The following is a 25,481-nucleotide window of genomic DNA, read 5'->3' as shown; positions in this document are numbered from 1 at the left end:
CGCAGGGCACGGCGGACGGCCGACACATAATTGGTCGAGGTCCACGACGGGAGGATGTGCGGTGACGAGAGCGTGCACGGGGAACGGTGCCGTCAGCACGGAACGGGTGCCGACCGGGTCGCCGAACCGGCCCGACGTCCCACCGCTCGGCGCCCCACCGCTCGGCGCCCCACCGCTCGGCGCCCCACCGCTCGGCGCCCCACCGCTCGGCGCCCCACCGCTCGGCGCCCCACCGCTCGGCGCCACCGCGGCGGGAGCGGCGTGAACGCCGAGTCCCGCACCCTCGCCGCCAAGAGGCGCGCGTCGATCCTCGAAACGCTGCACCGCGACGGCGTGGTCCGCATCTCCGACCTCAGCGAGCGGATGGGCGTCACCGCCGTGACGCTGCGCCGCGACATCGCCCACCTGGACGGTGAGGGCCTGCTGCTCAGGGTCCACGGTGGAGCGACCCTCCGCGCCGCCTCACCGCCGCCGCCCGGGGAGCGGTCCACCGACACCCCGGCGGAGCCCGCGGTCCTGGGCGCCGCGGGCATGCTGGTCCCCTCGCTGGACTACTACTGGCCGGAGGTGGTCCGCGGCGCGGAGGAGGAGGCGGGCGCGCGGGGATTGCGGATCATGCTGCGGGGTTCGTCCTACGAGAGCGCCGACGACCGGCCCCAGCTGGAGCGGCTGCTGGAGCACGAGGACGTGTGCGGCCTGATCGCCGCGCCGAGCCTGACCGCGCCGTCCGCCGCCGCGACGATCGAGTGGCTGAGCACCATCGACACCCCGGTCGTGCTGGTCGAGCGGGTCGCGACCGTCGGCGCGCGCCAGACCGTGGTGGAGTCGGTCGTGTCCGACCACGCCCTGGGCGCGGCCATGGCCGTGCACCACCTGGTGTCGTTGGGGCACCGCAGGGTCGGCGTGGTGACCAGCGAGAACAGCCCCACCTCACCGCACGTGCACCGGGGTTGGCTGGACGCGTGCGCCGAGACCGGCCTGGACGCGGGGTCCACCGTGGACACCGCCGTCCCGGCACCCGGCACGGCCGGGTGGGACACCGCGCTGGACGAGGTGCTCGACCAGTTGGCGGCCACCGGCACCACGGCCGTGCTCGTGCACGCCGACACCGAGGCGATGGCGCTCGTGCAGCGGGCCGAGCAACGCGGCATCCGGGTGCCGTCCGGGTTGTCGGTGGTGGCCTACGACGACGAGGTGGCGGCGTTGTTCACCCCGGCGCTGACCGCCGTGCGCCCGCCGCGCCGCTCCATCGGGCGGGCGGCGGTGTCGCTGCTGGCGGCCCGGCTGCGGGACCCGGACCGCCCGACGCACCGGGTGGTGATCACCCCGTCCCTGCGCGTGCGCGGCTCGACGGCCCCACCGCCGGGCTGACCGCGCTCACCGCGCCAGCCAGCCGCCGTCCACCGGCAGCACGACGCCGTGGACGTAGTCGGCCGCGCGCGAGCACAGGAACAGCACGGCGCCCGCGATGTCGTCCGGTTCGGCCCAGCGCCCGGCGGGGATCCGTTCGAGGATCGACCGGTTGCGGTCCGGGTCCGCGCGCAGGGCGTCGGTGTTGTCGGTGGTGACGTAGCCGGGCGCGACGGCGTTGACGTTGACCCCGCGGTGCGCCCACTCGTTGGCCAGCGCCTTGGTCAGGCCCGCCACGGCCGACTTCGACGCGGTGTAGCCGGGCACGGTGATGCCGCCCTGGAAGCTCAGCATCGACGCGATGTTGACGATCCGGCCCGAGCCACGCTCCAGCATCCCGCGGCCGACGTCCCGCGACAGCGTCCACGTGGCACGCAGGTTGACCGCGAGCACGTGGTCGAAGTCCGCGTCGGTGTGCTCGGCGGCGGGCGCGCGGCGGATCGTCCCGCCGTTGTTGACCAGGATGTCCACCTGCGCGCGGGCCAGCAACGCGCCCAGTTCGGCCACCTGACCGGGATCGGCGAGGTCGGTCCGCACGGGGGTGAACCCGCGGCCCTCCGCCTCGACCGCCGCCCGGGCGGCGCTGTCTCCCTCGGGCATGGATCCGCTGATGCCCACCACGTCCGCGCCCGCGGCGGCCAGCAGTCGCGCCACGGCCAGGCCGATGCCCCGACTCGCCCCGGTGACGGCCGCGGTCTTGCCGGTCAGGTCGAGCAGGCCGGCCACCTCCGGCCTCATCGCAGCGTCGCCGCGGGGTGCGCGTCCATGTCGTCGAAGGCCTGGTTCTCGCCCGCCATGGCCCAGACGAAGCTGTACGCGGCGGTGCCCACGCCGCTGTGCACGGACCACGGTGGCGAGATCACCGCTTGGCGGTCCGCCACGACCAGGTGGCGGGTCTCGCTCGGCTCGCCGAGCAGGTGCACGACCCGGGCCTCCTCGGGCAGGCCGAAGTAGAGGTACACCTCCATGCGGCGTTCGTGGGTGTGCGGCGGCATGGTGTTCCACATGCTGCCCGGGTGCAGCGTCGTCACCCCCATCACGACCTGGCAGCTGCGGACGCCGTTCTCGTGGATGTACTGGGTCAGCGTCCGGCGGTTCGACGTCAACGGGTCGCCCAGCTCGCGCACCGTGCCGTCGCCCGGCTCGACCAGCACCGTCGGGTAGGTGGTGTGCGCGGGCGCGGAGAACAGGTAGAAGGCGGCGGGCGCGGCGTCGTCGTCGGACGCGAACGACACCTCCTGCGCGCCCCGGCCGACGTAGAGGCACGCGGTCGGCGCGAGCCGGTGCTCCCGGCCGTCCACCGTCACCGTCCCCGCACCGCCCACGTTGACGATCCCGGCTTCACGGCGCTCGAAGAAGTACTCGGACCGGATTTCCGGGAACGTCGGCAGGCGCAGGGGTCCGGTGCGCGGCAGCGCGCCGACCAGCACGACCCGGTCGTGGTGGCTGTACACCGCGCGGACCTCGTCGTCGGCGAACAGGTCTTCGACCAGGTAGTGCCGCCGCAGCTCGTCCGTGCCCATGGACGGGACCTGCTGCGGCGCGGTCGCGTAGCGCTGCTCCACGTACGTCGCCTTCTTCCGTCGATCGTTTCACCATCAGAGGGTCGGAAACAGTCAATCTCAGACACAAAGTAAGTACAAGACTGTACAGTTTGCTTGTTACGATCAGTTTCGATCAAAGTCGACGGGGCGGTCATGGCGGACAAACCGGCTGCGGATGCCCAGGGCGCGATGCTGCCCGCCGCCCGGCGGCAGTGGCTGCTGGAGCACCTGGCGGGCCGGGGCGTCCTGCGGATCACGCACATCGCCCGGATCATGGGCGTCACCCCGGTCACCGTGCGGCGGGACGTGAACGACCTGGCCGTCGAAGGTCTCGTGGAGCGCGTGCACGGCGGTGTCCGGCTCATCGCCGACGCCGTCGCCGCGTCGTCCGGTCCCGACGCCACGCCCGCCATCGGGATGGTCGTGCCCTCGCTGGACTACTACTGGCCCGAGGTCATCCGCGGCGCGCAGGACACCGCGCACGAGCGGTGCGCCCGCCTCGTCCTGCGCGGCGCGTCCTACCAGGTCGAGGACGTGCGGCACCAGGTCGAGTGGATGATCGGCAGCGGCGCGGTCGACGCGCTGCTCGTCGCGCCGCCCACCCGCGGCGCCGGTGCCGAGGAGCTCGTCGCGTGGCTGATCGCCCTGCCCGTCCCGGTGGTCCTGGTCGAGCGCTCCGCGGTGTCCGGCCCGTACCGCGAGCACGTCGAGTCCGTGCGCACCGATCACGCGGCGGGCGCGGAACTGGCCGTCCGCCACCTGCACCGCCGGGGGCACCGCGGCATCGGGCTCGCCGTCAGCGCGACCAGCCCCACCTCCGGCCAGGTCCGCGACGGGTGGCGGCGGGCGACCGCGGAGCTCGGGCTGCGCCCGGTGCCCGAGGTGCTCGTGGCCGCCTACTACGAGCCCGCGTGGGGCGTCGACGTCGACCGGGTGCTGGACCTGTGCGTCGAGCACCGCGCCACCGCGCTGGTCGTGCACTCCGACCGGGAAGCGGTGTCGCTGGTGCAGCGGGCCGAGGAGCGCGGCATCCGGGTGCCCGCCGACCTCTCCGTCGTCGCGTACGACGACGAGGTCGCCAGGTTCGCCCACCCGCCGCTCACCGCGATGCGACCGCCCAAGTACGCCGTGGGCAGCACCGCCGTGCAGCTCGCGCTCGACCGCCTGGCCCAGGGCGCCGAACGCCCGGTCCGCCGGGTCGTGCTGAGCTCCGAACTGCGGGAGCGCGACTCGACCGGGTCGGGGTCAGCCGAGCCGGAGGTCGGCCACCCGGATCGGTGACGGCGTGGTGCCCGACGACGTCTGCTGGTACTGCACCGACACGACACCGTCGACCGCCACCCGCGAGGCGTCCACGTTGACCTCGCCGAACGCCCGCAGCGAGGTCGGCTCGAAGGCGGTGGCCCAGTCGGTCCAGCCGCTGGCCCTGCTCGCCGCCACGACCTTGCCCCGCGGCATCACCAGGTAGGCGTTGTCCGCGCGGTCGAACACCAGCTTGGTGCGCTGCGAGCTGTCCGGCGGCACGGGCACCTCGCGCTTGGTCCACGTGCCGTCCGGGTCGCGCACGAGGTGGAACGTGCGGCCGTGCTCGGCGCGCTGCCGGGCGTAGTCCGAGACGCACCGCGTGAACCGGTCGGGCACGTAGCTGATCACCACGTGCGGCGTGCCGGTCGAGTCCGCGACCATGCTCTCCTGGTTCATGAGCCCGTGGTCGGGGTCCAGCGGATCGACCACGACGCCGGGGGACGACACCGAGACCGGCGTGCCACCGGTGGTGCCCACCACCGCGCCCGACGAGTTGCGCCACGTGCGGCCCCGGTCGTCGCTGTAGACGTACCCGGTGTCGTGGTTGGTCAGGCCGCCCGGCGCGCACGACACACCCGCGTTGCCCTCGCGCCAGGTGAACGCCGCGTGCAACCGGCCGCGGCCGTCGTAGTCCAGCCCGTGCAGGTACATGTTCCGGGTGGTGGACACGACGCCGTTCGGGCCGGTGTAGTCGCCGGTCGCCGACGACCACGCGCCGAGCACGCGCCACACCCCGCCGTCGTACTCGGCCAGTTCGTTCACCCCGTTGCCCGACCGACCGGTGCGGTAGCCGAACTGGAGCCTGCCCTCGGGCGTCACCAGGAAGCACGGGTAGGTCATGCCCCCCAGGTCGACTCCGCCCAGCGTCCGCCACACCCCGCCGAACGCCGACGACGTCCATGGGGTGGTCGACGGCCGGGTCGCCACGCCCGCGTTCGACCGCACGTAGTGGATCCGGTTGTCGTGGGTGTCCATGGCCACGTGCAGGGTGCCGTCCTGCGGTGAGATGCCCAGCGAGATCACGTTGTGCGAGTCGTCCACGCTCAGCCGGTGCGGGAGCGTGACCTTCTCCCAGCCCCCACCGAGCCGCCGGCGCGCCACCACGGCGTTACGGCTGCCCGTGTACCAGGTGGCGTACTGGTAGCCGGCGTGCGTGAGGATCGCGTGCTGCTGGAAGGAGTTGTTGTTCACCACGCCGTCGTAGGACACGAAGAACAACGCGGACGGGTCCAGCACCGTGTCCGACACCAACGTCACCCTCGGCACCACCGCCCGCGCGGTTCCCGGCGCCGTCATCGAACGGCCGGGCCGTGGGGCCGGTGGCCCACCTCGGCGCGGATCCGCTCCCCCGGGACGACCGCCACCGCGTCCACCACGAGCGTGCCGCTGAGCACCTTCACCTGCACCGAGTGCGGGCCGTTGGCCAGACCGCGCAGGGCGAAGGTCTGGTAGAACTCGGCCGCGGCCGACGTGGGCGCCGACGGGTCGACCACCTTCCCGTCCACGGTGACCTCCAGGACCGCCGACCCGTTGTTGGGCCCCAGGACGTCCAGCCCGGTCCCGGTGAAGGCGTAGGTCAAGGTCGCGCCCGCCGCCTGGCTGGTGGACAGGGTCCGCTGGATGTTGAACATGCTCTTGCCGCTCTCGTGCGCCCACGCGCCGCCGTAGCGGAGCTTCGGGGCGGGCACGGCGGCGAGGTCGTGCATCTCCAGGTTGTCCAGCAGCTCGGTGTAGTAGCCGATGGTGCCGTTGACCCGCTCGACCTTCAGGTTGTCGAACCGGGTGTGGTAGTAGCCGGAGGCGAGCTCGACCCGGCCGGACAACCTCGGCTTCGCGTCGGTGTGGGTGGCGAGCGCGACGCCGTCCAGGTACGCGGTCACCTTGTTCCCGGTGGCCTGCAAGGCGATGTTGTGCCAGGCGTGGTGCGCGGTGTCGAACCCCGGGATCGTCACGCCCCCGGTGCCGTCGACGACGTTCCCGCTCGCCACCGCGTTGTTGTCGACCAGCAGCTGCCACCCGCCGTCGAACCAGAACTTCAGCCGGTAGGGAGCGCCGACGTCACCGTGCTGCTGCCGGACGCCGATCGCGGCGTAGTTGGCGCCGGCCTGGGTGTCGTCGTTCTCGAACGAGACGTCCGCGCTCGCCTTGTAGTTCAGCCACCGGCTGTCGCCGATCCTGGTGATCGGGTCTCCCCCGTTCCACGCCCCGCCCAGGCCCATGACGGACCGGTCGAGCTGTTGGCGCAGGACGTAGTCGGTCGACCCGTCCGGGAGGTAGGCCTCGAACGCGCCGTTGTGGTCGCCCGTGTAGAGCGGGATCGCGCCCTTGGCGCCGCCGCGGGACGCGATGAAGTCCTCGGTGCCGGTGATCCGGCCACCCGCGCCGATCACCGGGACCGTCTTCCTGGTGTAGTCGAACTTGTCCGCGTAGAGCACGTGGTCCAGGGTGTTGCGGCCCTCGCCGGTCGCGCCGGTGTCGAGGACGGTGCGCTCACCCTCGACCGGCAGCGGGACGTCGAACCCGGGCTTCGCGCTGTTCGCCAACGTCGTGGCGGTCAGCGCCGAGTAGGGCTCCACGGTCACCACGTACGTGCCGCTCGGGTCGGTCGACACGGTGCCGACGTGCTTGAGGTAGTGGGTGTTGAAGGCCTTGCCCGCGTCGGCGGCACGGCTCTCCCACATCTCCAGCGAAGGGAACCCGGTGTAGCCCATGTCGACCGTCTTGAGCCGGTAGGTCTGGGTGAACTCGCTGTCGTTGACGAAGACCGTGGAGAAGTTCTTCTTGTCCGGCGCGGCGAGCGTCATGTAGCTGGGCGTTCCGTTGCGGCCGTTGACCGGGTTCGTGCCGCTCGCGCCCGAGTGGCTGGCCTTGGGCACGGCCCGCCAGATGCCGGCGGTGTTGTCGGCGTTCTCCCAGCCGGTCTTCGCGAACCAGCTGAAGTGCCGCAGGATGTCGATGGCCAGGTCGTAGTGCATCCAGCCCGACCACGGGTCACGGGCGCTGACCAGCTCCTTGTAGCTGTACTGCCCGCCCTCGTAGAACGCGCCGACCGCGGGCTGGTAGACGAAGTTGGTCCGGCGCGAGTTGGCGAACCCCTTGATGACGGTGTTGCCCATCTCCAGGGCGCTGTTCCGGCCGCCCACGCCGGTGCCCGCGACGGTGGGGTCCTTCATGTTGTTGTTGGGGCGGAACGCCGAGTTGCCGAACGTCGCCTGCGCCTCGCTGTTCCACACCTCCTCGTCGAACGACTCCGCGAGGCGCTTGAAGTCGCCGGCGGTCGTGTCGTCGGTGTTGTAGTGGTACGCGGCCACCGCGACCGCGTCCCGCAGGGAGGCGTCGGCCACCATCTCGTCGCCGAACGACCCGAGCCCGGCCTCGTCGGAGATCGTCACCCCGATCCTGCGGTACAGGGCCTGTTCGGTGGGGTCGGCGAACCCGGCGTCGTCGGTCCGGACGAGCTCGGCGTACCGCTTGGTCCACGTCAGGTCGGCGGTGTGCTCGTTGAGGCCGGGGTTGACGTGGTCGACCATGTAGCCGTAGTCGCGGTAGGCGGCCAGGATCGTCTTCTTGAACCAGGTGTAGACCTTGTCGTCGGTGTTCGCCCACGCCGGGGCGTTCCACCGCAGGATCGACACCTTGATGTCCGGGTTGAGCTTCTTGGCGTCGGCCGCGAGCTGGAAGCCGGGGTGGCGCTTGACGTTGGGTTCCTCGGTCTCCCACCGCATGGTCGCCGGGTCCGGCCCGGTGGAGTTGTTGCGGTCGTTGCCCATCTCGATCTTGATGTTCGTCAGGACCGGGTGCTCGCCGCCGAACAGGACCTCCAGCATCTCCAGGTACTTGTCGGGGTGCTGGGACTTGTAGTCCATGAGCAGCGCGCTCGTGCTGTTGGCGCTCAGCAGCCCGAACCCCTTGAAGGTGAGGCCGTTGACGTTGTCGGCCTTGATGTCGTCGCCGTCCAGCACGATGGTCGTCGGCCCGATCCCGGTCACCGACCACTGCTGGTTGTTGCTGCCGGAACCGCCGTACTGCTTCAGGTCGGCGCCGTTGTCGGTCCGCCCGGCGCCGTCGAGGTAGAGCCCCGTGGCGCGGTTGCGGAACTTGACGTGGTCGCCGACGACCTCCCGGGTCCACTGCCGGCCGGCGGAGGCCGGGTCGGCCCACTGCCCGACCACGGACCCACCGGTGGTGCGGCCCATGCCGTCCAGGTGCAGCCCGGTCGCCCGGTTCCTGATCCGCACGTGACCGTCCACGTCCTCGATCACCCACTGCTGGGTGTGGCTGGTGGAGCCGCCGTGCTGCGCGGCCGCCGCCCCGTCCGCCGTGCGCCCCATGCCGTCGACGAACAGGCCGGTGGCCCGGTTGGCGATCTTGACGTAGGTGACGTCGGGTTCGGCCTGCGCGGTGGCGGTGGGCGGTACCCCGGTCGGCGACACCACGCCCAGCGCCAGCAGCACCGCGAACAGCACCGCGCTCGCCGCGCGCGATCGCGGGTACCTCCGCGTTCGGACGAGTCCGGGTGTTCCCGACAGGGCGGGTGCAGGGCGGCGAGGGGACATGCCCGCTTCTCCGATCGGTTTTTGGCACGGCGGCGCGGCTCGCCGACCCGATTGCGGGGACGACGTGCCGAAATGAGACGAAGGGTGCCCGGCGGCAATCCGACACGGTCGTGGTGTTCGATGATGTCGAATTCTGTCCAGAAGCTTCCCGGCGCCGCTCAGTGATGTCAAGACCTTGTTACGTCCTACCGGATTGAACATAAGCGGCAATCTCCGGATAAATGTGATCCTTCGCGAAAAGAACCGCACACGACCGGGGTTCGACGGATACTTCGAGGATGAGCGAATTGGCGGAGGTACCGGACGAAGTGGTGTCGCGACTGCGCACCGTGTGCACGGCGTTCCCGGAGGTGGTCGAGGAACGGGCGTGGCGCGGGACGCGGTGGCGGATTCGGCAGCACGCCTTCGCGCACGTGCTGGAGGTCGAGGACGGCAAGCCGTTGTCGTACGCGCGGGCGGCGGGAACCCGTGGGCCGGTGAGCGTGCTGACGTTCCGGTCGGCGGGTCCGGAGTTGGACGCGCTGAGCCACGCACCCCACCCGTTCTTCAAACCCGCGTGGGCGGCGAACGTCGTGGGCCTGGTCCTGGACGACGACACGGACTGGGACGAGGTCGCCGAGTTGCTGACCGAGAGCTACCGGGTGTCCGCGCCCAGGAAGCTGGTGGAGCGGATGCCGTCGGCGTGAGCCCGCTTGCCACGACGGCGGATGAGTTCTAGAGTTCTAGAAGTGTCCGTTCAAGAGGTAGCCGGCGTGATGCGCGCACCCGACGCGGCCGGTCGGTTCGGGAGGTTCGGCGGGCGTTACCTGCCCGAGGCGCTCATGCCCGCCGCGCTGGCGGTGGAGGCGGCGTTCCGCGAGGCGTGGGCCGACGCCGCGTTCACCGCGGAGTACCGGCGGCTGCTCGCCACGTACGTGGGCAGGCCCACGCCGGTGACGGACTGCGCGCGGCTGTCCGAGGCGTTGGGCGTGCGTGTGCTGCTCAAGCGGGAGGACCTGGCGCACACCGGGTCACACAAGATCAACAACGTGCTGGGCCAGGCGTTGCTGGCCAAGCGCATGGGCAAGCGCAAGCTGATCGCCGAGACCGGCGCCGGGCAGCACGGCGTGGCCACCGCGACCGCGGCCGCGTTGCTCGGCCTGGCGTGCACCGTCTACATGGGGCACACGGACGTGCGGCGACAGCAGGTGAACGTCTTCCGGATGGAACTGCTCGGCGCCGAGGTCGTGCCCGTCACCTCCGCCAACGGCGTCGGCACGTTGAAGGAGGCGACCAACGGCGCGCTGCGCGCGTGGGTGAACGAGACCGAGGACGCGCACTACTGCGTCGGTTCGACCATGGGCCCGCACCCCTACCCGTGGATGGTGCGCGAGTTCCAGCGGGTCATCGGCGACGAAGCCCGCGCCCAGTGCGCCGAACGCCTGCCCGCCGCCGTGCCGGACGTGGTGGTGGCGTGCGTCGGCGGAGGGTCGAACGCGGCGGGCACGTTCGCCGGGTTCGCGGACACGCCGGCCCGGCTGGTCGGCGTGGAGGCCGCCGGTGGCAGCGCGGTCGACAAGGGCAAGCTCGGCGTGCTGCACGGGTTCATGTCGCACTTCCTGCAGGACGACGACAGCCAGGTCCTCGAAGCGCACTCGATCTCGGCCGGGCTCGACTACCCCGGCGTCGGCCCGGAACACGTGCACCTCGCCGAGACCGGGCGCGTGCACTACACGAGCGTCACCGACGACCAGGCCCTGCGGGCGCTGCGGCTGGTGACCAGGACCGAGGGGATCCTCCCCGCGCTCGAATCCGCGCACGCCCTGGCGTGGGTGGTCGACGCCGCCGCGACCGGTGAGCTCGCGGCCGGGACGACGGTGCTGGTCACCCTGTCCGGCCGCGGCGACAAGGACATCCAGCAGATCAGGGAGCACCTCCGATGAGCGTCGCCGTGGCCACGTTGGAACAGCACTTGCGGGCTCGGCGCGCCGGTGGGCGTCGGCTGCTGATCCCGTACGTGATGGCGGGTGTCGTGCCGGACTGGCTGGACCTGGTGCGCGGGCTGGTGGAGGCGGGCGCCGACGCGGTCGAGATCGGGTTGCCGTTCTCCGACCCGATGCTGGACGGGCCGACGGTGCAGCGGGCCGCCGCCCTGGCCGCGGGTCGCGGTGGGCGGCCGAGGCCGTTGCTGGACGAGCTGGCCGGGCTGGACGTCGACGTGCCGCTGGTCGTCATGACCTACGCGAACGTGGCCATGACCTTGGCACCCGAACGCGGTGTCGGCGGGTTCGTGGACCACCTGGCGTCGGTCGGCGTGCGCGGCGTGATCGTGCCGGACCTGCCGCTGGAGGAGTCGGCGGAGTACCTGGCGCGGGCGGCGGACGCCGAGGTCGCCGCGGTGCTGCTGGCCGCGCCCGCGTGCGATGACGACCGGTGCCGCGACATCGCGCGGGCGTCGTCGGGGTTCGTGTACTGCATGAGCTCGATGCGGATCACCGGTGAACGCGCCGACCTCGCCGCGACCGCACGCGAGACCGCCCGGCGGCTCAAGGCCGTCACCGACCTGCCGGTGGTGACCGGGTTCGGCATCTCCACGATCGAGCACGCGGTACAGGCCTGCGCTGACGCCGACGGCGTGGTGATCGGCTCGGTGCTGCTGCGGATGCTGGTCGACGGCGCGCCGGTCGCCGAGGTCGTGGACGAGGTGGCCGCGTTCCGCCGGGCGCTATCCTCGGTGCGCCCTCCCTCGGCAGGGGGTTGAGAGTCGGGAGTTCCCACCGGTGGACGACGGGCGGCGCACGGGCCGCGAGTACGAGACGCGCGTGCCCAAGTACCTCGCGATCTACCGGGTGCTGGCCGACCGGATCACCGACGGCCGGTACCCGGCGGACGCGCCGCTGCCCGCGCAGCGGGAGCTGGTCGACGAGTTCGGGGTCTCGTTGATGACGGTGCGCCAGGCGATCCAGGCGCTGGAGGCGGACGGGCTGCTGGAGACCCGCCACGGCGTCGGCACGTTCGTGCGGCCGCCCGGCTTCTCCTACGGCCTCACCGGGCTGCGGAGCCTGTCCCAGGACCTGGTCGACCAGGGCATCGAGCTGGAGACCGAGGTGCTGGACGCGCGGCTCGTCGTGCCGCCCTCGGACGTGGCCGCCCGGTTGGGTGTCGCGGACGGTGCCGAGGTGCTGGCGGTCGAGCGGTTGCGCAGCACCCGGACCACCGGCCCGCTGCTGTTGCAGACGTCGTACCTGCCGGAGCGGGTCGGGTCGCGGATCGGCGCCGAATCACTGCGCCACCAGTCCCTCTACCGCCTGCTGGAGGAGTCGGGGCGGCCGGTGCGGCGGGCGAGCGAGACGATCCGGGCGGTGGCGCTGACCGCCGAGCAGGCCGGGGTGCTCCGGCGCGCTCCCGGTTCGCCCGCGCTGCTCAGCTCCCGGCTCAGCCGGGGCGAGGACGGCACGCCGTTGGTGGACGACCGCGCGTTGCTGGTCGGCGACACCGCGGTGATCACCGCGGAACGTGCCGTGACCGGGACGAACCTGGCCTACGAGCACCGGTGACGCCGCATCAGGGGTGATCGGCGGACCGGCGGTGCGCGGCCAGCCAGACCTCGGCGTGGGCGACGGCGTCGGCCAACGAGAACAACCGGGTGACGGCCGCGCCCACCGTGCCGCGTGCGACCGGGCGTTCGGCGGCGAAGGCCGCTCCCAACTCCTCGAAGTCGTCGTCGTGCAGGACGATGTCGCGCACGGTCGTCCAGCGCCGGCCCTCCGGGGTCGTGACCGCGAAGGAGTTGTCGGTCTCCGCCGCCGGGATCCGGTACTCGGCCAGGTGGAACGCGGTGCAGGAGTCGAAGCCCACCCCCAGCAGCAGCACCCGGGCGTCGATCGCCTCCAACCGGGCCAGAGGGCTGCGCTCACCGAGCTGGCTGTCGAGGGCGTGATCCGCCACGACCTCGGCGGCACGCGGCCCGACGGCGGCGAACGACGTCTGCGGATGGGCGCTGCGCAGCGCTCCCGGCCAGGTCCGCACCGCCTCGGCGATCACGCCCATGCCGCTCGACGGGGTCGTGCGCGGGTCGTAGGGCGGCATCGACGCGCGGATCCCGGGCCACCACGACGCCGGCACGGGCGGGTACCGCCAGCCCGACGGGTCGGAGTTGTCGGCGGACTGCGTGGGCACGACCAGCGTCCCGTCCTCACCGAGGACGTCGAGCAACGCCTGCACGACCGCGACCGCTCCCCCGCAGACCCAGCCGAGCGAGCGCAACGAGGAGTGCACGAGGACGGTGTCGCCGGGGCGCAGACCCACCGCGGCGAGTTGGTCGCCGATCGACTCGCGCGTGCACAGCGGCCCGGTGGGCGGCTTCACGTCCCCACCGCTTCCAGCCAGGCGCGCCGGGCGGCGGCGCGGGTGAACTCGCGGACGTGCAGGCCGGCGCGCAGCCACGAGAGCGGGAAGTCGTCGCCGACGTCGCGCACCACCCGGCCGAACGCGTCACGGCCGCGGTCGCGCGAGGCGTCGGCCAGGTCGGCCAGCAGGTCGGCGGTGGCGGTGAGGCCGTTGCGGGTGAGCGCGGCGACCTCCCGTTCGGCTGAGGCGACGGCCGCCACGGCACGTCCGCCCAGCGCGATGCGGTGCAGCACGTTCTCCAGCGGGCGCACCGGGCGGGGGACGCGGTCGGCCGGTGCGGGTCGCGGCGGCAGCTCGCGGGTGCCGTCGCCCGCGACGTGGGAGCGTTGGAGCCGGTCCAGGCCGAGGTCGATGTGGTGGCGGAGTTCGTCCGGGAGGTCGAGGTCACCGGAGACGGCGAGGGCGAGCGCCGTGCCGGGGCGGTCCGGCAGCAGGCGTGCCACGACGCGCAGCCGGAGACCGGCGGCGTTCGCGAGCACCCGCAGGTTCTCCCGGGCCCGCTCCCCCTCGCCGACGAGGTCGACGTGGCTCTCGTCGGTGGCCAGCCGCACCGCGTCGCCCGCCGCACCCAGCACGGTGCCCGCCAGGAACAGCAGATCCGCGCCCGCCGGGCGGTGCGCCTCGGGTCGGGTGCGGGCGTGGAAGGCGCGTGACACCTGGTCGGGCAACGGTCGTGTCCACAGGTCGGCCAACGGCGGCTCGTCCCAGGACGCTGCGGACGCGGCCACCGCGCGGACGCTCTTGCCCGCGCCGAGCCGGTGGTCCGCCGACGCCGTGCCGCCGGACAGCAGCAGACCGGCGCGGCCCAGCGCGCGCTGGGTGAGCCCGGACTCGCCGATCAGCACCGGCCCGCTCGCGGCGGCCAGGACCCGTTCCGCGCCGCCCGGCAGGATCGCCGGGACGGTCCACAGCACACCGCTGTCGTCCACCAGGTGCGTGACGACACCCGCGTAGCCCGACGTGGCGACGACCGCTTCGGTGCACAGGCCGTGCAGGCGCAACGCCCCGATGGGCCGGTACTCACGCCGAGCGGTGCCACGCAGCTCCGCCGCCGAGCCGGGGCCGGCGGTGGTCGGCGTGCCGGCGGTGGCGGCGGTGGTCGAGGTGCCGGCGGTGGCTGCGGTAATCGAGGTGACGGCGGTCGAGGTGCCGGCGGTGCGCAGGTCATGGCAGAGCAGCATCAGCTCGACCAGTTCGGCGGTCAGCAGCTCGCGGTCGAAGGACGCGGCGCCGGACCGGGCGGCGGCCAGCGACGCGGCGATGCGAAGACCGTCGGCGGCAGCCCGGTGCAGGCCCGCGACGCGCGCCGAGTGGACGGCGCGCAGCAGTTCCGCGCGGACCACGGCGCCGCTGCCCGTCGCACCGGCCCGCAGCACCGTCGCGCACGCTTGCCACAGGGCGGTCGCGGCGGCGCGTTCGTCATCCGACACCGGGTCCTCGACCTCGGGTCCGGGGTCCGGTTCGGTGGCCTGGGTGGACGCCGGGGTGGTGTCCGGAGTGCCGTCCGAGGTCCCGCCCGAAGTGCCGTCCGCGATGTCGGCCGCCGCCACGGCGATGCCCCGGTGCAGGCACTTCGGTGCGAGCAGGCAGCTGCACACCAGGTCGTCCGCCGCCGCGAGCACGCCCTCGCGCAACGTCCACGTGAGCGTGGTCTCGGGATCGAGCGTGGCCCGCGCGGTGACGGCGTCGGCGGTCACCTCCCACTCGGCGACCCGCCCCACCGCCGCGTCGACCCGCTTGCGCAGCCGGGGCGGCAGGGCGTCGAGCACGTCCGCCACCACCGCCGGGAACACCGGGGGCACGCTCATCCGCGCACCTTCTCCCCCACCCAGCGGGCCAACTCCTGCGGGCTCAACGCGGCCACCGGCATCCCCGCCGCGACCAACGCGCCCGCTACCGACGTGGAGTAGCGGGCGGCGCCGCGGTCGTCGAGGCTCGCGCACCCGAGCACCGTCACCCCCGAGGTGACCAGCTCCCGCACCTGCGCGAGGAGCGGCCCGACCGGACCGCCCTCCTCGAAATCGCTGACCAGCACCACCATCGTCCTCTCCGGCACGGCCACGAGGGAACGGGCGTGGCGCAACGCTCCCGCGATGTGGGTGCCGCCACCCACCCGCACCTCCAACAACAACGACAACGGGTCGGCCACCCGCTCGGTCAGGTCGACGACCTCCGTGGAGAACGCCAGGAAGTGCGTCGACAACGCGGGCACCCCGGCGAACACCGACGCGGTCAGCGCCGACCACACCGTGGACGCCTCCATCGACCCGGACACGTCCACCACCAGCACCAACCGCCAGTCGCTCGCCTTCCGGCCGCGGGTGCGGAACACCGGGCGCTCCGGCACGACCACCACCCGCCCATCGGCGTCACGGCGCGCGGTGGCGAGGTTGGCCCGCAGGGTGCGCGCCAGGTCCAGCCGACCACCGGGCCGACGGGTCGGCGTCGGCAGCTGGATCCCGGTCAACGCGGGCCGCACCCGGTTGGCCAGCTGCGCGGTCAGCTCGCGCACCAGCCGCGCCACCAACGGCCGCAGCCGCGCCAGCGCCGACTCCGACAACCCGCCCGCCAACGACAGCACGTTGCGCAACAACTCCACCGACGGCCGCACCGAACCGGGGTCGATCTCCAGCGCCGCCTCCAACCGACCGCCCTCCGCGGCGGCGGCCAGGACTTCCTCCCGGACGTGGTCGCCGAACAGCTCGCGCAGCTCCTCCGACCACTCCCGCACATCGGGGAACGGGCTGGAGCGGTCGGCGCCGAGATCACCCCGAGCCGCACCCTCGCCCCGATCACGCCCGTACAGCTCGTCCAACGCGGCGGCATAGCGCGCCCCACCCGCCGGACGCTCGCCATTCGCGCCGAGGATGAGCCTGTATCTGATTTGCCGCTGTGTTATTTGCCGCTGCTCCGCAGACGGCGGCTCGGTCGCCACGAAGTCGACCGTTCGCGCCTGATTTCCCGACGATCGAAAAGCGTGATCGTCGGGAAATGAGTCGCGAACGGTCGACGCGACCTCGCGTGGGGGTTGCGTTTGAGTGGGGAGCAAGTGGTGTGAGCGCAGAGTGTCGGTGGCGGTTTGTTCGGCGTGCAGCCACACGGCCAGCAATTCTGGGTCGAGGGCGTCGGTGGAGTCGATCCGGTCGCCGATGCGTTCCTCCACGACGGCCAGGATGCGGGCGCGGGCAGCCGGGCCGATGGAGGTGAAAGCACCGCGCAGGGAAGGTAGTCGGTCGAGGAAGTCTCGATCACTGAGGTTCTCGACGCGGTCCAGCAGTGGGGTCAGGGCTTCCGGGGTTTCCAGCAATGGGGCGGCGGCTGCGAGGACGCCGGTCAGGGCTTGCCGCAGCACGCCCCGCTGCTCCGGTGTCGTCGCGCTGTCCACCCAGGACGCCACGCGCTCACCGAGTGCCGAAGGTGGCGTCAGGCCGAGCAGTACTCGGGCGGCACCGGCGGCGCCGGCGATCAGCGGGGCGCCGGAGTCGGCCAGGCGGCGCAGGCACGCTTCGAGTCGCAGCCCGTGCACCTCGGGGCGCTGCCCCAGTTCCACCAGTGCCCGCGCGTCGGCGACGTCCTCCGACCCGGCGAGCCCGTCCAACTGGGCCACCGCGGCGGTTTCCAGTTCGCGCGCCAGCAACGGGTGGGCGTCGAGCACGTCGCCGGGGGTGCCGGGCACGTGCCCGGCGCGCAACCGGTCCAGCAGGTCCAACGCCGCCAGCAACTCCCGCAGCGTCGCCGACGACGGCAGCACGGTCGCCACGTCGTGCAGCAGGCTGCCCACGGTGTCGGGCAGGCCGCACAGCGCGGCGTCCAGGAGGTCGGCCAGGACGGCGCCGGCTGTGTGCCCGCCCTGCCGTTCGCGTTCGGCACGACGTGCCCGCAGCCGTCCCGACGCGGCCGACTCCACGGTCGTGCCCCACAACCCGGCCACCGGGAGCGTGGCCGCCGTCGCCGGGGTCCACGCCACCGTCCACCGGGTGGTGAGCGCATCACCACCGCCGACACCGGTGGTCGCGGTCTCCTCCGCATAGGTCACGCCGAGCACGGTCAACCGCCGCAACGCCACCTCGCGCCGCGCGTCCAACGCCGACCGCAACGGGTCCAGCCGCAACGACACCGGCTCGCGCGAGTCGGGGCCGGGCAGCCGCAGCGACGCGACCAGCTCCTCCACCGCCGGCGCCAGACCGGACCGGGGCGTGCCGGGTGCGAGCACCCCGGTGCGCCGCCCGACCAGCACGTCACCGGCGGCGCGCGCCACCACCCGCCCGCGGCCCAGCGGCTCGGCGTGGGTCAGCACGGTCTGCACCGCCTCGACCAGCTCGCCACGACCCGGCGCGGGCAGCCCACGCAACCGGGCCAGGTCGACGGCCAGCCGCAACGCCTCCCGCGCCTCGCCGGGACCGGCCGGGTGGCCGAGTTCCCGCACGCGCGCGCAGATCCGCACGATCAGCGACGCGGCGGCGGCCTCGACCGCGTCCGGGTCGCCCGCCGCCTCCAGCACGGCCTGCTGCCACTCGGGGTCGCGGATGCCCGCCGGGTAGCCGGAACGCTCGTCCAGCAACGCGAACCCGTACGGCACCAACGACGTGACGACGTCGGCGTCACCGGGGTCAGCGGAGTCCACGGGCCCGTCCAGCAACGCCGCCGCGTGGAACGAGCCGATCACCGCCGCGCAGCGCCGTCCGTCCACGGCCTGGACGGCCCGCCGCATCCACGCCTCCCGCCGCAGGTCGAACGGGTCGATCCCGGTGGCCTCGGCGTCCTGGCGCAACGCCCACCCGACCATCAACGCGGCCCGCCGCACGGCCTCCGGGGTCTGGCCCGGCGCGGAGGCCTCCACCAGCCGGTCCCACATGTCGTCGCCGTCACGGCCGGTCGTCGCGCCGCGCAACGCGTCCGTCAGCGGCGACGCGCCCCGCTCCGGCGGCCGACGCCCGTCGTCGCGCGACGCGAGCGGCAGGTCGCAGGGCCGGACCTGCACGCCGTTGCGGTGCGCCCAGCGGATCGCGGCCAGCTCCGGCGAGAAGTCCGCGAACGGGTAGAACGCCAGGTCGCCGGCCGGCGACGCACCCGACAGCGCGACCGGCGCGACGAGGTCCGGATCGGCCAGGAACGGCAGCCACCGCCCCAGCTCCTCCGGCAGCTCGACCAGCACGACCTCCGGCCCGAACGCGTCCAGCAGGGCCGGCACCGCACCCGCCAGCGCGGGCGAGTGGTGCCGCACCCCGATCAGGAACGGGTGCCGGTGGTCGGCCACCTCATGCATCGAGGACGTCACGGAGTTCCCACAGCCTGCGCCAGGTGCGCGCGCCGGACTCGGCCCGCCGCCGCACCGCGCCGTCCCAGTAGCCGAGCAGCCGGGCCGCGTCGCCCGGGTCGTCCTTGCGGACCACGCCGAGCAGGTGGCCGGGCAGCAACGACAGCGGGTCGCGGTCGCCGGGGAAGTAGGCGTCGGCCAACCCGAGCGAGGTGGCGACCGACACCGCTTCCGCCGTGCTCATCACGGTGGACGGCCGCTCGACCGCCCACCCTTCCTCCGACACCCCGTTGCGCAGGTCGCGGAACGCGGTGACCAGGACCTCCAGCACGACGTCGTCCACCGCGAACGGCGCGCTGACCCGTTCCAGCGCGGCACGGGCCTGCCGCCGCACCAACGCCGTCTCGGCGGCCAGGTCGCCGATGGGGCCGACGGCCTCGAAGTTGAACCGCCGCTTCAACGCCGCCGACATCTCCGACACGCCCCGGTCGCGCAGGTTCGCCGTGGCGATCACGGTGAAGCCGGGCGCGGCGTGCACGGTCGCGCCGTCGGGGCCTGACAGTTCGGGCGCGGAGAGCTCGGGCACCGCGATGCGCCGGTCCGACAGGATCGACACCAGCGCGTCCTGCACCTCGGGCAGGCACCGGGTGACCTCCTCGACCCGCACCACGCCGCCGCCGCGCATCGCGGTGAGCACCGGCGACGGGACCAGCGCGCGCGTGCTCGGCCCCTCGGCGAGCAGCAGCGCGTAGTTCCAGCCGTAGCGCAGCTGGTCCTCGGTGGTGCCCGCGGTGCCCTGCACGACCAGCTGGCTGCTGCCGCACACGGCCGCGGCGAGCAGTTCGGACAGCATCGACTTGGCCGTGCCGGGTTCACCGACCAGCAGCAGCCCGCGTTCGCCCGCCAGCGTCACCACGGCCCGCTCGACCAGTGCCCGTTCGCCGACGAACTTGGGGGTGATCACCAGCCGGGACGGCACGCCGTCCACCTTGACGCCCTTGGGCAGCGCCAACGGATCGCCGCTGCCCATCACGAACGTGACCACGGCGCGCGGGGTGAGCCGCCACCCCGGCGGACGGGGGCCGCCGTCGTGCGCCGCGAGGAACGCCAACTCCTCTCGGAAGGCGTCCTCGGCCGGTTCGACCTGCCTGGGTGCGGTCACCTGCGTCCTCCGGTCCTGAGCTCTTCGTATGCGGGGGTGTCGCCGTCGAGCACCCGTTGCCAGGCGCGGGCGAACAGGTCGGCGACGGGTTCCAGCGGCACGATCGCGCCGGGCCGGTCGGCGGTGTAGTCGAACATCGGCGCCTTCCACACCTCCAGCGGCAGGTGCGGCGCGGACAGCGCCAGCCACCCGCCGGGCAGGAACAGCGACCGCCCGGCCCTGGCCCGCTTCGCGGTGAGCACCAGGTCGGTCCCGGCCAGCGCGGCACGGGCGTGGCGCAGCCGGGCGGGCTTCCACCCGGTCCACCGGGCCACGTTCGCGTCCGTGGGGTCGGGCAGGGCCAGCAGCTGCAGGTACAGCGCCGCCGCGTCCTCGGTCAGGTCGAACCGGGTGGCGACCTCCGCCACCAGCGCGGGCACCGACACCGTCGGGTCCTGGTGGTAGGCCTCCGGGTCGACGCCCTCGGGCGCCGGGACCGCGCACAGGGCGGTGAGGCGCTCGTCGGCCAGCCGGTCCAGCATCCGCAGCACGTCCTGCCCGCCGCCCAACTCCGCCACCGCGACCAGCAGGTCGCGGTCGGCGGGCCCGACGAGGCCGGGCCTGGCCACCAGCCGGCAGTACTCGTCGCCCGCGCGGGTCAGCTCCAGCCAGTCGCGGTACCGGTGGACGCCGCCGTCGGCGGGCACGTCCACGCCGAGCAGCGCGCAGACCCGGTCCAGCGCGACCCACCGGCCCAGTTCCACGGCGAAGCCGGGGTGCGCGACCCGCTGCCGCGCCGCCGACAGCGCTTCGAGCAGCCTGGGCCGCAGCGGCGAGCCGGCCGAGAGCCGGTGCGCGAGCCACGGCAGCGCCTGCGGCACCGCCCACAGCGCGGGGCGGCCGAAGCCCTCCGGGTGGCGTGCCTCCAGTCCGGTGCCGGTGAACGTCCAGTCGGCGTCGGTGGTCAGCCACGGCGTGAGGTCGGGGTTCACGACACCGGCCACGCACTCGCCGGGGTTGGGCACCTGCAGCAGCTTCGCCGCGTCCACCAGCACGTCGTCCGGCACCGGGGAACGGCGCCCGTGCCGGGCGGTCCACACCCGCGCGACCGCGGCCACGTCCGGGCCGCTCGTCCACAGGTCGGCCGGGTCGGCGGGCACGGCGGCGGCGAGCAGCTCCAGCCGGGCCCAGCCGGGCAGCCTGCGGAACCGCTCCTTGGCGGCCTTCGCGCCGGCGGCGGACAGGCCGAGCAGGTGCCGTTCGGCGGTGGTCAGGTAGTGGGCGTCCCACCGGGCCACGCCGGGCAGCCCGGCCAGCAGCAACGTCGCCTCGGCCGTGCCCAGGCCGGTCAGCTCGACCAAGGCGGGCACCGCCTCGGGGAACCACGGCGCGGGACCGCGCTCGGCGAGCACGTCGAGGAACCCGGCCACGCGTTCGGGCCCGAACGGCGTGCGCACCTCCTCGGCCGACTCGACGTGCCAGTCCTTCGGCAGGTCGAACACCCCCGGCGTGCGGCTGAACTGCACGCCGTCGAACCGGCTGCCCGGATCGTTGCGCCACTGCGTCTCGAACAGCGCGATGAACCCGTCGCGCACCGGCGTCACCCGGTCCTTCGGGTTCGACTGTCCCTTGTGGATGACCACGCCGACGGTGCGCCAGTGCCCCGACCCGTCGGCCAGGCCGTTGTCGGCCACCGACCGCAGCACGAGCGCCAACGCGGCCCGCTGGTCGTCCGGGGTCAGCGGCGACGCGGCGCGGTGGGCCAACGCGGCCAGGTGCGGCAGCACGTCGAACCAGCGGGGCGCGTTCGCCGGCGGCAGGGCGCGCCCCTCGGGGCTCGCGGCCGCCTCGCCGAGCGCGGTGAGCAACGCGGGCAACGTCGTCGGCACCGGGCCGCGCGAGTTGTAGGACCGGTAGCCGCCGAACCAGTTGAGCGCGGCGTCGACCTCGTCCTCGGTGACCCTCGGACCGGTGGGCGCGACGACCGGGTCGACCTCGCGGGCCGCCGCGGCGATCTCGGCGTAACCCCGGTAGGAGCGCTCCAGCTCGGCGGCACGCCGGACCAGGTCGACCACACCGGAGATCAACGCGGGGTGCGTGAGGCCGGGCAGGGAGGCGGCGACGACATCGGCGAGCCCACCGCGCTCGCCCTTGAACAGCGCCGTCAGCCGCTCGCGGATCGTGCGCTTGTCCGGCCCTTCGTCGCGGGCGGCGGCGAGCATCCGGTCCACGGCCTCCCGCGTCACGCCGCGCAGCGCGGCGGAACCGACCTCGTCGCGTGGCCGCAGGAGGTGCCACCACTCCGCCGGCGGCACGAACGGCGTGCCCGTCGCGTACACCGGGTGCTGCGCGCCCGGAGACACCGTCGCCAGCGTGACGCCCTCCGCGTCGAGCAACACCGTCGTCTGGTTGCCGGACGCCACCGTGACGTCCGCGCCGCCGGGCAGCCGCAGCACGCCGGTCGGACGTTCCGGACCGGCGGCCAGCCGGACCCGACGGCCGTCCACGCCCTCGCCCACCCACGAGCCGTCCGCCTCGCGGCGCACACGCCACCCGTGCAGGCCGTCGGCCGCACCGAGCGGGCTGGCCTCCGTCGCGGGGACGACGGGCCGCAGGTCGCACTCGGCGAGCTGGAGCGACGCGCCGTCGGCGGCGAAGTCCTCGATGAACCGGGGCAGGCTCGCCCGACCGCGCCGGCCGGTGGCCGGGTCGACCTCGAACCAGCGCCACGCGTGGTCGTGGTACTCGGCGGTCCACACGGTGGTGCCGTCGCCGTGCGCCTCCGACAGCGCCGACACGTCCGTGTCTCCGGGGTGCACGACCCGCTCACCGGCGAACCGGCCGCCGCCGGGCAGCGCGATGGACGCCTTGGCCATCTCGTGCCGGTAGTAGCTCCGGCTGCCGTCGCCGGACGCGAAGACGCGGTCCGGCGCGTCGCTCCAGTAGGCCAGCTCGCCGTCCGGGCCACGCCAGCGCACGAGCAGCACGCCGTCGAACCACGACGCGGTCGGCGCGAACCCCCAGCGGTGCCGGGCGTCGGCCGGGATGCGGGAGAGGTGCTCGGCGAGCACGCCGTCCGGGCCGGCCACCACGAACGTCTCGCCGCGGCGCAACACGAGCGCGGGCCACCCCTCGCCGCACACCACCACGCTGTTGTCATTGGGCGTCCCGGCGGCGGCCAGGCGCGCGACGGCTTCCTCCAGGCCAGGCCACCCCAACTCGTCCAGCAGGCCGGCGCGCAACGTCCGGTGCAGGGCGGCGGCGACGTCGGTGCGGGAAATCGTCTCGGCCGCCCCCGGCACGTCCACGTACGCCTCGGGCAGCCGCACGACGGCCAGCTTGTCGAGGTGGTCGGCGAGGTCGGGCAGGCCGGTGGCGGCGACGCGCTCGACGCGCGCGCCGATCCACGAGCCCAGCGCGCTGCGCAGGCCCGGCACGGCCATCGCGGACGACAACACGTCCGGTGCGACGGCCGTCGGACGGGTGTGGGAGCGGGCGTGCGCGACGAACCCCTCGCCGAGCGCGCCGCCGAACCGCTCGGACGCGGCCAGCGCGGCGAGGTCGCGGCGGCCCGGCTCGTCGTCGGCCAACCACCCGGCCACGTCGAGCTGCTGGTCCCGGTCGGCGGGCGCGATCGGCACGTCCCGCGACACCAGCAGGTCCAGCACGTCCAGGTCGCCCTGACGCCAGTAGCGCAGCGCCCGGACCGGCACGCCGTCGGCCGCGAGCCGGCCCGCCATCGCCTCGACCAGCTCCAGCAGCCGCACCGAGCGACCGGTGCCGCGCCACCCCGACGTGCGGACCGCCAGGACCGACGACAGCCACTCGGCCGGGTTCGCCTCCACCTCGTCCGGCCCGATCAACGCGCGGGTCGCGCCGCACGAGGCCAGGAGGTCCAGCCACGTGTCGAGCACGGACGCAGAGTCCGGCACGAACGACAGCAGCCGGCCGCGCACCTGCGCGTCGTCCGACGCCAACGCCACCAGCGAACCGCGGTAGGACTTCCAGAACGCGCCGCCCGCGCGGCTGATCGCGGAGCTGTCCAGGATCGCGCGCAGCAGCCGCTGGTCCTCGACCACGAGGTCGCGCTTGGCGGCCTTCGCCAGCCGCCGCAGGTCTTCCGGCATCCCGGTGTACGGCGGCAGGCCACCCCGCGTGCGCTCCACGCACAGCGTGAGGAACAGCTCGTAGGCCGCGTCCGGGTCGTGCTTGCGGGCCAGGCCCTTGGCGTGCGCGGACAGCGCCTTGGCGGTCAGCGCGCCGGCGAAGGCGAACTCCAGGAACACCTCGCGCGTGCGTTCCGGGTCGACCGCCAGGTCGTGCACCTCCTCCGCCTCGCGCGCCTTGCCGAACATGCTCGCCGCGTAGGTCGTGTTGCCGTGCTGGAGGAAGATCCGCCCGGCCTGCTCGTAGAACGTGGGCAGGAAGTGCGGCGCGGAGCGGCCGAGCATGGTGCCGAGCCGGGTGAAGCCGTCCTTCGCCGAACCCGCCTTGGACTTGGCGGTGCGCGCCAGCCGTTCGACGTCCTTGACCAGGTTGAGCGCGTGGTGGGCGTTGGCCGGGTCGTGCACCAGCGCCCACGCGGGGAAGCCGAGCGCGCTGCGCTTGCCGGTGCCGACCTCGGCGATCCGGGCGGGCGCGGCGAACCCGAGGTACTCGCAGGTCAGGTCTTCGGCCCGGCCGAGCACGGCGGGCACCAGCCGCACCACGACGCGGCCGTCCAGACCCTCGTGGGCGTAGTGGCGGGCGGTGATGGTGTCGCGGTCCTCGCCGACGTCGTCGGTGCCGGGCAGCACCGCGCCGGCGGCGATCAGCGCCTTCTGACCCGGGGCGTTCAGGCTCCCGGCGTTCAGGTTCCGGGCGTTCGGGTTCCGGGCGTTCACGGGGCCACCACCGCTTCCTCGACGACGCGACCGGCGTGGATCGCCGCCGCCATGCGCATCCCCTCGGACCACGCGACCGGTCCGACGTCGGACAGCGGCAGCGCGGTTCCGTCCTCCAACGCCCACGTCAGCTCGCCGGTCCACGTCTCGCTCTCGGGGTAGTCCGAGCCGAGCCAGTAGCGCGCCTCCACCACCCGGCCGTCCTCGAACGCCGCGTAGACCGCGTCGCCGCCGCGCACCGGGTAGCCGAGCGTGCGGCAGCGGCCGAGCGCGTGGTTGAGCTGCTCGAACTTGCCGCCCGAGTAGTCGTCCACCGAGGTCTTGCCCGCCAACCCGGCGGGCCGGGTGTGCGTCTGCCGGAACAGCTGCTGCACCTTCTGCTCGACGCCGAGCTCCGCGCCGAACTCGCGCAACTCCTCCAGGTCGTCCAGCAGCACCGGGTGCGGGATGTCCACCACCTGCGGCCGCAGCCGCCGCGTGTCGCCGTCGAGGGTGACCACGCCCAACCCGCGCTCGGGGTCGGCGTCGCGCAGGAACCCGGTCTCCGCGCCGCTGCCGTCGTCGGCCGTGATGACGAGGTCGCGCAGCGCGTCGGCCCAGGCGGCGTCCGCCCAGACCTCGGCGATCAGGGCCGCGGGCACCGGCAGCGACCGCACCATCCAGCCGTCCACGGTGGCCAGGCACTCGGCCCGGTGCCGCGTCAGCCACTCGGACAGCTGCCGCAACTGGACGACCTGGGGGGATTCCTTGATCGACGCGGGCACCGAGGAGAGGAGCTTGCCCTTGGCGTTGCGGCACTGGACGCGCCCGTTCTCCGCGAGCCGGACCTGGTACCCGGATGGGTCGCCCTGGTCATGTCGGGCATCGAGCCAGCCCACGGTGCCTCCTGCTAGTCGTTCACGACGGTGTGGCGCGGAGGCTAGCGACGGGGTCCGACAGAACGATCACCAACGGGGGGTTCGTCGCCTCGCCGTGACCGTCGGTCACGGGACCCGG

17 protein-coding genes are annotated in these 25,481 nt (G+C 73.7%); 7 read left to right on the top strand and 10 right to left on the bottom strand.

Features of this window, described 5'->3' with window-relative positions; translation table 11 throughout:
• Positions 1–61 precede the first annotated feature (61 nt).
• Both AB0K14_RS07195 and AB0K14_RS07190 read left to right on the top strand, forming a co-directional pair.
• Positions 62–265, top strand: coding sequence for a hypothetical protein (locus AB0K14_RS07195; RefSeq protein ID WP_364337640.1), 204 nt, complete (start codon positions 62–64; stop codon positions 263–265).
• Positions 262–1,371, top strand: a complete 1,110-nt coding sequence (locus tag AB0K14_RS07190; RefSeq protein ID WP_360466113.1) for a substrate-binding domain-containing protein — start codon at positions 262–264, stop codon at positions 1,369–1,371. The genes AB0K14_RS07195 and AB0K14_RS07190 overlap by 4 nt, the downstream gene beginning before the upstream one ends.
• Before the next feature lie 6 nt (positions 1,372–1,377).
• Here the strand turns inward: AB0K14_RS07190 and AB0K14_RS07185 are convergent, their stop codons facing one another.
• A complete protein-coding gene (locus tag AB0K14_RS07185; protein WP_360466110.1) occupies positions 1,378–2,148 on the bottom strand; it encodes an SDR family oxidoreductase in 771 nt (256 codons plus the stop codon).
• Positions 2,145–2,975 (bottom strand): 5-dehydro-4-deoxy-D-glucuronate isomerase, encoded by an 831-nt coding sequence (gene kduI / locus AB0K14_RS07180; RefSeq protein ID WP_360466107.1) that lies wholly within the window; start codon positions 2,973–2,975, stop codon positions 2,145–2,147. Before kduI ends, AB0K14_RS07185 begins: the two co-directional genes overlap by 4 nt.
• 132 nt (positions 2,976–3,107) lie before the next feature.
• Between kduI and AB0K14_RS07175 the strand changes: the two genes are divergently transcribed.
• A complete protein-coding gene (locus tag AB0K14_RS07175; protein ID WP_360466104.1) occupies positions 3,108–4,235 on the top strand; it encodes a substrate-binding domain-containing protein in 1,128 nt (375 codons plus the stop codon).
• Here the strand turns inward: AB0K14_RS07175 and AB0K14_RS07170 are convergent.
• Positions 4,200–5,516 carry a BNR repeat-containing protein gene (locus AB0K14_RS07170; RefSeq protein ID WP_360466102.1) on the bottom strand — a complete coding sequence of 439 codons (1,317 nt, stop codon included), beginning with the start codon at positions 5,514–5,516 and terminating at the stop codon, positions 4,200–4,202. The genes AB0K14_RS07175 and AB0K14_RS07170 overlap by 36 nt on opposite strands.
• A 35-nt stretch (positions 5,517–5,551) precedes the next feature.
• Complete coding sequence (locus AB0K14_RS07165) at positions 5,552–8,725, bottom strand: RICIN domain-containing protein (RefSeq protein ID WP_360466099.1); 3,174 nt, start codon at positions 8,723–8,725, stop codon at positions 5,552–5,554.
• 368 nt (positions 8,726–9,093) lie between these two features.
• Between AB0K14_RS07165 and AB0K14_RS07160 the strand changes: the two genes are divergently transcribed.
• From AB0K14_RS07160 to AB0K14_RS07145, 4 genes are all read left to right on the top strand, one after another.
• Positions 9,094–9,501 (top strand): MmcQ/YjbR family DNA-binding protein, encoded by a 408-nt coding sequence (locus AB0K14_RS07160; protein WP_360466096.1) that lies wholly within the window; start codon positions 9,094–9,096, stop codon positions 9,499–9,501.
• A gap of 69 nt (positions 9,502–9,570) precedes the next feature.
• A complete protein-coding gene (trpB, locus tag AB0K14_RS07155; RefSeq protein WP_360466116.1) occupies positions 9,571–10,737 on the top strand; it encodes a tryptophan synthase subunit beta in 1,167 nt (388 codons plus the stop codon).
• The gene (gene trpA / locus AB0K14_RS07150; RefSeq protein WP_360466093.1) at positions 10,734–11,555 is read left to right on the top strand and encodes a tryptophan synthase subunit alpha; all 822 of its coding nucleotides are present in this window, start codon (positions 10,734–10,736) and stop codon (positions 11,553–11,555) included. Before trpB ends, trpA begins: the two co-directional genes overlap by 4 nt.
• A 19-nt stretch (positions 11,556–11,574) precedes the next feature.
• Positions 11,575–12,351, top strand: a complete 777-nt coding sequence (locus AB0K14_RS07145) for a GntR family transcriptional regulator (protein ID WP_360466090.1) — start codon at positions 11,575–11,577, stop codon at positions 12,349–12,351.
• A gap of 7 nt (positions 12,352–12,358) precedes the next feature.
• Here the strand turns inward: AB0K14_RS07145 and AB0K14_RS07140 are convergent, their stop codons facing one another.
• Genes AB0K14_RS07140 through AB0K14_RS07115 form a run of 6 tightly spaced genes read right to left on the bottom strand, consistent with a single transcriptional unit; the run spans position 12,359 to position 25,363 of the window.
• Entirely contained in the window at positions 12,359–13,162 is an 804-nt protein-coding gene (locus tag AB0K14_RS07140) for an AAC(3) family N-acetyltransferase (RefSeq protein WP_360466088.1), read from the bottom strand.
• Positions 13,159–15,012 (bottom strand): hypothetical protein, encoded by a 1,854-nt coding sequence (locus tag AB0K14_RS07135; RefSeq protein ID WP_360466085.1) that lies wholly within the window; start codon positions 15,010–15,012, stop codon positions 13,159–13,161. Before AB0K14_RS07135 ends, AB0K14_RS07140 begins: the two co-directional genes overlap by 4 nt.
• Positions 15,009–18,470 carry a DUF5682 family protein gene (locus AB0K14_RS07130; protein ID WP_364337635.1) on the bottom strand — a complete coding sequence of 1,154 codons (3,462 nt, stop codon included), beginning with the start codon at positions 18,468–18,470 and terminating at the stop codon, positions 15,009–15,011. The genes AB0K14_RS07135 and AB0K14_RS07130 overlap by 4 nt, the downstream gene beginning before the upstream one ends.
• The gene (locus AB0K14_RS07125) at positions 18,463–19,623 is read right to left on the bottom strand and encodes an AAA family ATPase (RefSeq protein WP_360463805.1); all 1,161 of its coding nucleotides are present in this window, start codon (positions 19,621–19,623) and stop codon (positions 18,463–18,465) included. Before AB0K14_RS07125 ends, AB0K14_RS07130 begins: the two co-directional genes overlap by 8 nt.
• The gene (locus tag AB0K14_RS07120) at positions 19,620–24,485 is read right to left on the bottom strand and encodes a hypothetical protein (protein ID WP_360463802.1); all 4,866 of its coding nucleotides are present in this window, start codon (positions 24,483–24,485) and stop codon (positions 19,620–19,622) included. Before AB0K14_RS07120 ends, AB0K14_RS07125 begins: the two co-directional genes overlap by 4 nt.
• On the bottom strand, positions 24,482–25,363 hold the full coding sequence (locus AB0K14_RS07115; protein ID WP_360463798.1) for a DUF4132 domain-containing protein: 882 nt from the start codon (positions 25,361–25,363) through the stop codon (positions 24,482–24,484). The genes AB0K14_RS07120 and AB0K14_RS07115 overlap by 4 nt, the downstream gene beginning before the upstream one ends.
• Between the last annotated feature and the right edge of the window lie 118 nt (positions 25,364–25,481).

This window comes from Actinosynnema sp. NPDC050801, assembly GCF_040673975.1.
In the GTDB taxonomy this organism is placed as follows: Bacteria; Actinomycetota; Actinomycetes; order Mycobacteriales; family Pseudonocardiaceae; genus Actinosynnema.
The sequence above is the reverse complement of the archived record's forward strand: the minus strand, read 5'-3'. Positions and strand labels throughout refer to the sequence as shown.